The sequence below is a fragment of the Methanospirillum sp. genome, from assembly GCF_035406105.1.
Classification (GTDB): Archaea; Halobacteriota; Methanomicrobia; order Methanomicrobiales; family Methanospirillaceae; genus Methanospirillum.
In genome coordinates this window covers 1-9,502 of record NZ_DAONKG010000087.1, presented here as the reverse complement: position 1 = coordinate 9,502, position 9,502 = coordinate 1, and the positions used below count along the sequence as shown (strand labels likewise).

General features: G+C 48.8%; 8 protein-coding genes and 1 pseudogene. 5 read left to right on the top strand and 4 right to left on the bottom strand.

Features of this window, described 5'->3' with window-relative positions; translation table 11 throughout:
- Positions 1-98: 98 nt before the first annotated feature.
- Together PLA23_RS06720 and PLA23_RS06715 are read right to left on the bottom strand one after the other, a co-directional pair.
- A complete protein-coding gene (locus PLA23_RS06720; RefSeq protein WP_324474552.1) occupies positions 99-2,375 on the bottom strand; it encodes a methyl-accepting chemotaxis protein in 2,277 nt (758 codons plus the stop codon).
- A 74-nt stretch (positions 2,376-2,449) separates the two neighbouring features.
- Positions 2,450-3,070 (bottom strand): superoxide dismutase, encoded by a 621-nt coding sequence (locus tag PLA23_RS06715; protein ID WP_324329701.1) that lies wholly within the window; start codon positions 3,068-3,070, stop codon positions 2,450-2,452.
- Between the two features lie 105 nt (positions 3,071-3,175).
- Between PLA23_RS06715 and PLA23_RS06710 the strand changes: the two genes are divergently transcribed.
- Positions 3,176-4,006, top strand: a complete 831-nt coding sequence (locus tag PLA23_RS06710; protein ID WP_324474550.1) for a deaminase — start codon at positions 3,176-3,178, stop codon at positions 4,004-4,006.
- Positions 4,007-4,050: 44 nt separating this feature from the next.
- Here PLA23_RS06710 and PLA23_RS06705 read toward each other — a convergent pair whose 3' ends face one another.
- Both PLA23_RS06705 and cofH read right to left on the bottom strand, forming a co-directional pair.
- Complete coding sequence (locus tag PLA23_RS06705; protein WP_324331837.1) at positions 4,051-4,470, bottom strand: hypothetical protein; 420 nt, start codon at positions 4,468-4,470, stop codon at positions 4,051-4,053.
- Between the two features lie 161 nt (positions 4,471-4,631).
- Positions 4,632-5,735 carry a 5-amino-6-(D-ribitylamino)uracil--L-tyrosine 4-hydroxyphenyl transferase CofH gene (cofH, locus tag PLA23_RS06700; RefSeq protein ID WP_324474553.1) on the bottom strand — a complete coding sequence of 368 codons (1,104 nt, stop codon included), beginning with the start codon at positions 5,733-5,735 and terminating at the stop codon, positions 4,632-4,634.
- A 179-nt stretch (positions 5,736-5,914) separates the two neighbouring features.
- On the opposite strand from cofH, the gene eif1A reads away from it, so the two are divergent.
- The 4 genes and pseudogenes from eif1A to PLA23_RS06680 all read left to right on the top strand — a co-directional run.
- Positions 5,915-6,232 carry a translation initiation factor eIF-1A gene (gene eif1A / locus PLA23_RS06695; protein ID WP_500884158.1) on the top strand — a complete coding sequence of 106 codons (318 nt, stop codon included), beginning with the start codon at positions 5,915-5,917 and terminating at the stop codon, positions 6,230-6,232.
- 275 nt (positions 6,233-6,507) lie between these two features.
- Positions 6,508-7,902: a response regulator gene (locus PLA23_RS06690; RefSeq protein WP_324474548.1), complete on the top strand. Its 1,395-nt coding sequence runs from the start codon at positions 6,508-6,510 to the stop codon at positions 7,900-7,902.
- A 63-nt stretch (positions 7,903-7,965) separates the two neighbouring features.
- The gene (locus tag PLA23_RS06685) at positions 7,966-9,156 is read left to right on the top strand and encodes a response regulator (protein ID WP_324331844.1); all 1,191 of its coding nucleotides are present in this window, start codon (positions 7,966-7,968) and stop codon (positions 9,154-9,156) included.
- 50 nt (positions 9,157-9,206) lie between these two features.
- Positions 9,207-9,502: pseudogene (locus tag PLA23_RS06680) on the top strand (V4R domain-containing protein); the annotation flags it as partial.

Sequence of the window (9,502 nt, the reverse complement as noted above, 5' to 3'; positions counted from 1 at the left end):
ATACAGCCGGGAAACCGGTCGGTTTCCAATATTCCCCTCTCACCGCCGGAGATAAAAGCCCGGTTCTGTGCAGAGGTATCCCGAAAATAAAATATTAGTCAGACCGTGAATTTACCGGTCTCGGCATTCAGTTTTTCTGCAGCAGAATGAACCTGGGTGATCTGTTCTGATATCTGATCGATTGCCGCCGCCGCCTCTTCACTTGCTGCTGCTGCTGCAACCGCGTCCTTTGCAGTCCCTGACACCAGCGTATTGACCTCATTGATGGATGCCGTGATCTCCTCAACCGCCGCTGCCTGCTGCTCTGCTGCTTTTGCAACATTGTCCATCTGAAGACTGATGGTATTGACCGAATCGATGATTTTATTGAAGACTTCAAGCGTCTCATTCAGGGCCCGTCCTCCCTCTCTGACAACCTGAACGCTCTTGTCCATAGTATCTGATGCTGCCTGCGTCTTTTTTGTCAGCCCTTCGATCATTTCAGAGATATTCTCAGCGGACTGTCTGGATTCAAGGGCCAGGGATTTTACTTCACTTGCAACAACAGCAAATCCCCTGCCCGCTTCTCCCGCACGTGCAGCCTCGATTGCTGCATTCAGGGCAAGGAGGTTTGTCTGTGAGGCAATGTCTGAGATAACAAGGGATATCTTACTGATCTTCTCCATCTCCTCCATAATCTCATGGACAAGGCCGGTAACCATATCAGTCGAACTGGTGATCTCTTTCATTCCCTGTTCTGCTTCCCGGGCGAGAGCAGATCCCTTCTTTGAGAGCGTGTTTGTATCAGAGGATATCTGGTTCACCTCACCGGTCCGTGCAGACACATCAGAGACATTCACTGCCAGATCCTCCATGGCCCGCAGAATCTGGGAGAGGCCCTCCCCTCCCTGCTCTGCTTTCAAACTCACGTTCTGGGCGATCTCTGCAAGGAGTGAGGATCCTGATGAGATATCCTTAATACTCGATGATGCCTGGGTTGTTGCCTGGTTGAGCACCTCAATCTGTTTGGTGATGATGGCAATTGCATCAGATACATGATGGCCGACATCATCAAGAGCCTGTTGAAATGCCTTCCATTCCCCGGTGTACCTGATATTTGTGTTCATCCGCCGGGTAAAATCGTACGCCGCATATCCATTCGAAACCTCCATGGCCTCATGAACCGGGACGATAACCGAGTCAAGGGTTTTATTGATCCCCTCAATAATCGCCCGGAAATCGCCTTTATGCCGGGATGGATCTGCACGCACCGTCAGGTTTCCCTCTGAACCTGAAGTCACGAGCATATCAACATCAGCGATAACATTCCTGATGTTATCACGCATCCTGATAAGTGGGCCATGCATCTGATCCCGGTCAGATGCCTGCATGATATCAGCGGTCATATCACCGTCTGCTATCCTGGTGACATAAATGATAAGACCATTCAGCCAGTCATGGACCGCATTAATGGCATCCTTAATCTTTGCATGGTCACCGACACATTCGATAGAAACCCGTTCACTCAGATCCCCTTTCCGAATCTTCTGAAGAATGCGGTTTCCGGCACGGATGGGGGTGAGGATGGCATCAAGCATCTCATTTATCCCTTTGATGGTTTCTGCAAACTCACCGGGGAAGAGATCCGGATTCCCGCGATTTGCCAGGTCTCCCCGTTTTGCAGCGTCTACCATCCGGGATATCTCTTCATGAACCTTCTTGGTGATATCTGCAACCCCGTTGACTGCCTGGCGGATTTTTTCATGCTCACCAGAATATTCCTGAATAATCCCGGCTGACATATCCCCTTTTGCAATCTTCTGAAGGACCTTGTTCATGTCCCTAAAGGGATGGAGAATGCTATCCAGCATGGCATTGATACCGGTCATGAGTTTATACATGTCCCCTTTGTATTCCTCGCTGGAGAGACGTGCCCGGAGATTTCCCTTTTTCATCTCTTCTGCAAGAGTGAGAATATCGTTGATTGCATGATGCTCAGCGGTGTTGTCAACAATGGTGAAAATCAGATACGGAGAGTCAGAATACTCTGACTGGCGGATAGTAACCTTTCCTGAGATTTCAGACCTGTCAAACCTGGTAAAAACCCATTCAAACCGTGTGTTCTTTCCAGGTTGAACAGAGTGGAGAAGGGTTTGAATCATCCCGGCAGATGAAGAGCCGTCAGGCTGCGCTGGAGGTGAGATATCTGACAGGAACAATCCCTTCAGTTCTTCAGGCTGGCGCGCTTTGAACAGGCTGACTGCGGAGGTATTTGCAAACATGATCCTGTTATCTTTCAGAACGAGAAGAGCGGTCGGGATATCATTCAGGATCATCTGGCATTCCTGATTCTGATACCCTGACCGGGATGTATTGAGATGTGATGAATCCGCCATAGTTATCAGATTTTTCCCCGGTTTCAGATAATCATGATTGAATTGGCGGATAACAAGAAAAAGGTAATGAGGGATTAGCTTTTCAGGGCTGTCTCAAGTCTCTGGTTTACCGTGTCCCATCTGACAATATTCCAGAAGTTCTCGATAAACTTTGCCCGGTCATTCAGGTAGTCCAGGTAATATGCATGCTCCCAGACATCAAGGACCATCAGAATGCGAAATCCTGGGAAAATATTCACGTTGTGCTTTTCGACCTGCATGAGCAGCAGTCGCTGTGTTCCAAGACATACGGACAGGACTGCCCATCCGGATCCCTCAACCGAGGAAGCTGCCTGTGTAAATTCCTTCTTAAACCGGTCAACGGATCCAAAGTCCCGTTCTATCCATGCAGCTAGGGTTCCTGCCGGAACTCCTCCTCCTCCCTTCCCGGCCGGGGCAAGGTTTTCCCAGAACAGGGTATGAAGCCGGTGCCCTCCGATATGGAAAGAAAGCTCCTTGAGTAGTGCTTTCTGATCAAGATCGGTCCCTTCACTTCGTGCCTTCTCCAGTTTCTCAAATATGATATTTGCACCGGTGACATAAGCCTGATGGTGTTTCTGATGATGCAGGGTCAGCTGTTTCTCCGAGATAAATGGCGCAAGAGCTCCATACTCAAAGGAAAGGGCTGGCAATGCATACTTTTTCGAATCGTCCATATGATTCCTCCTGATTGTGGATAGTCTGCATCAGTACTTAAGGCCATCGAATCGTATCATCCAGGTATCCGATACGGTAACATGAGCAGTAGGACCATATGTTGTATGGATATCTATACGGTGGATATTCCCCATTCACGGGTCCTTGATACCTGCCTGCTGGGAGAGTTGTTCCATCCGCTCCGCATCGGAAAGGATGTGTCCTGCCGGTACAGTATCGCTCATGCCTGTGTTCCAACAGGCGAGAAGACCCTCCCTCACCGGCTTATCCGGTCATCGGAGGTGTATTTTATTCTCTCCGGATCCGGGATCATGCATGTGGGTGATGAAGCAGAAGAGATTGGGCAGGGACAGATGGTCTATATCCCACCAGGAAAGACCCAGTGGATTGAGAATAATGGTCCTTGCGATCTGCTTTTCCTCGCAATATGTGACCCGCTCTGGAGAGAGGAGGATGAGATTCTTGTTCCATCGGAAGAATCGGCTCAAAAGAAGGGTGAGGATGATCCATTCATGCTCGCAGCACTTTTGGAAGCAGAGCAGGGGAGAAAAGAGGGAGGTATTCCCATCGGGTCTGTCCTGGTCAGGGATGGCCTCATCATCGGGAGGGGCCATAACAGGCGGGTTCAGAATGGAGATCCGATGATGCATGCAGAGATTGACTGTCTTAGGAGTGCAGGACGGATCGGTTCCTACCACGATTGTACTCTCTATTCCACCCTCATGCCCTGCTTCCTTTGTGCAGGTGCAGTGGTGCAGTTTCAGATTCCCCGTGTCATCGTTGGGGAATCACGGACCTTTCCAGGAGCCCGTGATTTCATGGAGGCCCACGGAGTACGGGTTATTGATTATGATCTTGAGCGGTGCAGGCTCATGATGGAGACCTTTATTCAGGAGTACCCTGACCTCTGGTATGAGGATATTGGGGAGAAATAATATCAAAATGTGCTTTTGAATGCTCTCATTTCGACACAAAAAAATTATTTTTTCGCCGTTACCACATCAGAAACCGATGCAGCATACGGGTACAATCCTTTAAACCTGACCTGAAGATCTTCAGGGGGTGAAGCTGCCGGTCTGAAGAAGGAGTATGTCCCGTCCCGTTCGGTTCTGGTCACTTTTAGATACTGAAATTTTCCTGGTGTTGCACCCGCAGCAGTGGACTCAAGAACTACCCATTTGTTTCCGAGCGGCTCACCGGTGCTGGTTATTAGGGTGCCGGTAATGAAAAAGGGCTGTCCTGGCAGGGGCTTGGCAGGGTCCAGGGCGATCGAGATCATCGTTGGTATCCGGTTCTCCATGGGTTGGGCACTGACAACCCCGGTCACCATGAGAGACAGACAGAAACAGATGAGGACTGCCGCTCCTGCTTTCATCCAGGTTTCAGATAGGTATTCCATACCTGGTACTGTATCACCGGATATTATCAGGTTGTCTGTCCCGGGTACAATCTGCCGGTCCGGACGCACAGGCCAGGTTCATGCAATCACACCGGATCCCAGCATTCAGATGATCTTCTGGTGCATATGCCCGTATGTTCTACACCGGCTATGGCACCATTTCAGACCGGTGAGTAGTCTGTTCTCCGTTCAATCAGGGGACGGCCAAGATCCCCGGCGATATATTGCATCTCTTTTGGATCCAGAAACTCACCTGTCTTTGCACCGGCTGAAGATGATATGCTCTCCTCATATAAGGTCCCCCCGATGTCGTTTGCACCTGACATCAGACCAATCTGCACCATCTTCAGCCCGAGTTTTACCCATGACACCTGGATATTGGTAAAATTATCCAGAAAAAGCCGGGATACCGCGATCATCAGCATATCCTCCCGCCCGGTCGCCCCGGGCCGTGCCTCTCCTTTTTTATAAAGAGGTGTTCCGGGGTGGATAAACGATAGCGGAACAAATTCCGTAAATCCATGAGTCTCATCCTGAATATTCCGAAGAATATCCAGATGGGCCACCTGATCCTTAACTGACTCACAATGACCGTACATGATCGTAGCGGTCGAGAAAAGGCCCACCTCATGTGACTCGCGGATGATCCTGATCCATTCGTCTGTAGATATTTTTTCAGGACAGGTGGTCTGTCTGACATCATCGACCAGGATTTCCGCAGCCGTTCCGCATAAGGTCCCGACGCCTGCACCCCGGAAAGCCTCAAGTACTTCCCGGGTTGTACATCCGGACTTTGTGGCAGCATATGCCACCTCCATCGGGTTTGAGGCATGGATATGAATTCCTGGTGCATGATGTTTTATCGTTTCATACATGGACAGGTAGGAATTGAGATCATACGCAGGATGAAGACCGCTCACCGTACATATCTCTGTCACCCCGCGTGATGCAGCCAAAGCAGCTTTTTGCCCGATCTCGTCCAGATTAAGCTCATATGCCTGCGGATCTCCTGGTTTGCAGGAAAAACCGCAAAAACCGCAGGTGTTCACACAGAGGTTTGAACAGTTGATGTTCTGATTCCTCACCCAGGTGATGGCATCCCCGCATTTTTCTTCCCGCAGTGCATCCGCAGCGGCGACAATAAGAAACGAGGAGCGGTCTTTTATTTTAAAAAGACGAACTGCCTCGTCACAGGTCAGACGATGTCCTTCACTCACATCGTCCAGAAGGGTTTTTAGATCATGAATCTCGGTCACGGTTCTCATCATACCGTATCATGGTGCATAAGCATCAATCTTTACCTCCGATGTGGTGCAGGGCATCTGGACGGGAGAAGAGCAAATCGTGCCTTGGGGTGCCTGCACATACATTCTTGTGATAGAAATACAAAGTACTATCATTACTAATATCCGGAGTGGGTTTGATTAGAAACAGAGAAGATGAGCTGGATGAGGAAATACTGGAATCCGAAGGAGAAGGTTCTGAAGAAGAAATAATCAGGGTACGTCTCCCTAAAAAAGCCAATAACGAACAGTTTGCAATTGCTGAGCTTATGATGGGAGCAAACCATATCAGAGTCAGGTGCTCTGATGGTGTCACCCGTCTTGGCAGAATCAAAGGAAAGATGAAAAAGCGGGCCTGGATACGTGAGGGAGATATTATTATCATTGTTCCTTGGAGTTTTCAGGATGATAAGTGCGACATAACCTATCGGTATACGCCTCCCCAGCGGGACTGGCTCCGTCGGAATAATTATCTCTAACCTGAATTATTCTGATTTTTCCTGCCATTTATTGTTTGACCGCCATTTCTTATTCAGTATGGCAGATATGAGTGATGTCTTCCTCCGCCAATTCGTACAGGTCACGCAGGTACAGATATCAAATTATCTCCGATTCTTTATGACGTTTTGACATACATATGAGGCATTTTTGCTTATCGAATAATCACTGCGTGGGTTAAATCAATCGCTTCTCATGAGCACAATCATTTTATTGCTCTCCAGTCATCTAGAACATAATGATATCAGTCCTCTGTGTGGACGATGAGCCAAATATGCTCTTCTTATCAAAGACATTCCTTGAGAAAACCGGAGAATATGTCGTTGATATGGCCTCATCCGCACAGGAGGCATTTACGCTTTTACAGCACAACGGGTATGATATTATTGTATCGGACTATATCATGCCTGGCATCTCCGGTCTGGACCTGCTCCGCACATTGCGAAAACAGGGAAATCAGATTCCGTTTATCCTGGTATCCTGCCGGGGTCAGGAGATGGAGATTGTTGAGGCCATTAACGAAGGGTTGTCCGGGTATCTCACCAAAGAAGGTGACCCTGCGTATAATTTTGCCATGCTTTCCCACCGGATTAACCAGGTTGTGTCCTTGAAGCGGTCAGAGGAAGGATGGAAGGCAAGTGAGGAGCGGTTTCGGTTTTTGTATACACACATGGCTGAGGGGGTTGCCCTCTTTACCCTTGTCCGCGACAGGAATGGAAATCCGGTTGATTACCGGTTCGAAGAGGTAAATCCCCGGTATGAGGAAATTTTTCAGTATACAGCCGAAACTGTCAGGGGGAGATGTATATCAGAGCTTATCGGGTCTGTTCCCAGTCTTAAGGAGTGTAGTCAGGTCGTAGATACAAAAAATCCGGTTTTTTTTGAGAAATATCTTGCAAAACCAAAAAAGTATTTCACCATATCTGTCTCTCCCTGGCTTTCAGACGGGTTTGCGATGATCTTTACCGATATCACACGCCGGGTCACGGCTGAAGAACAATTAAAGGAGACGAGTGCGTATCTGCAAAACCTGCTCAAGCATGCCGGGACTCCTATTATTGTCTGGGACAAAGGAGGGCATATCAATCAGATAAACCAGGCGTTTCAGGACCTGACCGGATATTCCCAGGATGAACTGATCGGGAAGACGATCCGCTGCATTCTTCCGGAGCATGATATCGAACGACTCTTCACAATCATCCATCTGACAAGCCTGGGCATGCATCTGGAAGCTGCTGAGATTCCCATCAGGATAAAAACCGGTGATATCAGGATACTGAAGTGGAACTCTGCAAATATTACGGGTAACCAGGGATTACTGCGGGTAACCATTGCTGTTGGGGTTGATATCACGAGACAGAAGGAGCTTGAGGAGGAGAATACGACCGCAGTATTTCAACTCAAAAAGAATCTTGCAGAGCTTGCCATTTTAAATGACGGCATCAGAAACCCGCTTGCGGTGATCCTTGCCTGTGCAGAGTTTCAGGATAAGACCTCCTATTCCCGCATTACCCACCAGGTCTGGGAGATAGACAGGATGATCGATCAGCTTGACAGCCGGTGGATAGAATCAGAAAAGATTCTCAAGTTTCTTGAGAAGCATTACCGGATCGGGTATTCCGGTCCGAAAGAGGAAAACCCGGGTCCATGAGATACTGAACCCATGTCTGGGTAACCATCACAGAGCAGAACTTTTTTATGCACCGGTTTAGTCATGGTGTCACGATTCGGGAGTTCACGACGGAACATTAATCATTGTATCGATGAGATCACCCATCTAATGATCTCGGTGCTTTTTGTTGATGATGAACCGGTCCTGGTTGACATCGGGCGTATGTTTCTCGAGCGGGCAGGAGATTTTTCGGTGACCGGGGTTCTATCAGGACGGGAAGCGGTCACGCTTCTAAAAGAGAATGCCTATGATGTGATCATCTCCGATTATCAGATGCCTGGGATGAATGGCATTGAACTGCTCCGGTTTGTCAGAGAGCAGTGCGGCGATATCCCGTTTATTCTCTTTACAGGACGGGGGGATGAGGCGGTTGCAGGAGATGCTGTCAATCGGGGTGTTGACTTTTATGTGCAGAAAGGGGGGGATCCAAAGCTTCAGTTTGCGGATATCGCACACAAGATTGAGACAGCGGTGGAGAGAAGACGGGCTCTGTTGGCAATAAAAGCATCAGAAGAGCGGTTTCATGACATTATTAATTTTCTTCCTGACGCAACGTTTGCTATCAATACCGAGGGGATCATTATCGCCTGGAACCGGGAGATTGAGCGGATTACCGGGACCAGGGCTCAGGATATGATAGGGCGGGGTGCCTATGCCCACGCAGTTCCATTCTATGGATCACGACGGCCGATGATTGCTGATCTGCTCCTTCATCCTGATCCGGCCACAGAGCAGGTATATCCCTCTCTTCACCGGGAGGAATCCATCATTACTGCGGAGGGGGTGCTTTACATACATGAAAAAAGGCACTATTTCCTTGCCCGTGCATCGTTCCTGTATCAGCACGGAATAATTACCGGGGCAATTGAAAGCCTGAGAGATATTACCCGGCAGAAAGAGTCTGAAGAGAAACTCATGCGCATTATAGATCATCTGCCTCTTGGTCTGCAGATTTTCAGGATAGAAAAGGACGGACGTCTGATCTGTTCTGGCGGGAATCCGGCTGCAGAGGAGATGGGCGGTGTTGGCGGGAGGTGTGCTCCCGGAAGATCTCTCGAAGAGGTATTTCCTGATGATGACGGGAAAATAGCTGCCATATGCAGGAAGATTGCCATGGAGGGAGGGCGTGACTGCATGGATAATGTTGGTCTGCCCGTTGATGGCAGCATAAAGCGGTATAATATCAGGATGTTTCAGATCGACCCTGGAGAGGTTGCGCTTCTGTATGTATAATTCAGGTACGGAAATGATTTTATGTACCTGATACAAAAGTGAGGGATAGTATGGGCCATTCAAGAAAATACGAGTTTAAATGGGAACTTTTAGGGGATATTGAGAAGGGAAGACCAAATCTTGGGAATATGACCCGGCTTGAAGTGTACCGGCTCATGCAATATTCTCTCCGCGATGTGCTTGAGCAACGGTACGGTGATGCCGAGGCAGATGCGATATTCCGCGAGGCCGGACGACTTTCTGGAAGGGAGTTTTTTCACCATCTGTTGTCTGGGTGTCAGGAGATGCATGGGTTTATCCGGAAGTTTCAGGAATCGCTGCGGGAGCTTGGTATTGGTATCCTGCG

Excerpts from the sequence above, each read along its gene's own strand:
- PLA23_RS06720 (WP_324474552.1), bottom strand. The coding sequence starts at position 2,375 with ATGGCGGATTCATCACATCTCAATACATCCCGGTCAGGGTATCAGAAT.
- PLA23_RS06715 (WP_324329701.1), bottom strand. The coding sequence starts at position 3,070 with ATGGACGATTCGAAAAAGTATGCATTGCCAGCCCTTTCCTTTGAGTAT.
- PLA23_RS06710 (WP_324474550.1), top strand. The coding sequence starts at position 3,176 with ATGGATATCTATACGGTGGATATTCCCCATTCACGGGTCCTTGATACC.
- PLA23_RS06705 (WP_324331837.1), bottom strand. The coding sequence starts at position 4,470 with ATGGAATACCTATCTGAAACCTGGATGAAAGCAGGAGCGGCAGTCCTC.
- cofH (WP_324474553.1), bottom strand. The coding sequence starts at position 5,735 with ATGAGAACCGTGACCGAGATTCATGATCTAAAAACCCTTCTGGACGAT.
- PLA23_RS06685 (WP_324331844.1), top strand. The coding sequence starts at position 7,966 with ATGGTGTCACGATTCGGGAGTTCACGACGGAACATTAATCATTGTATC.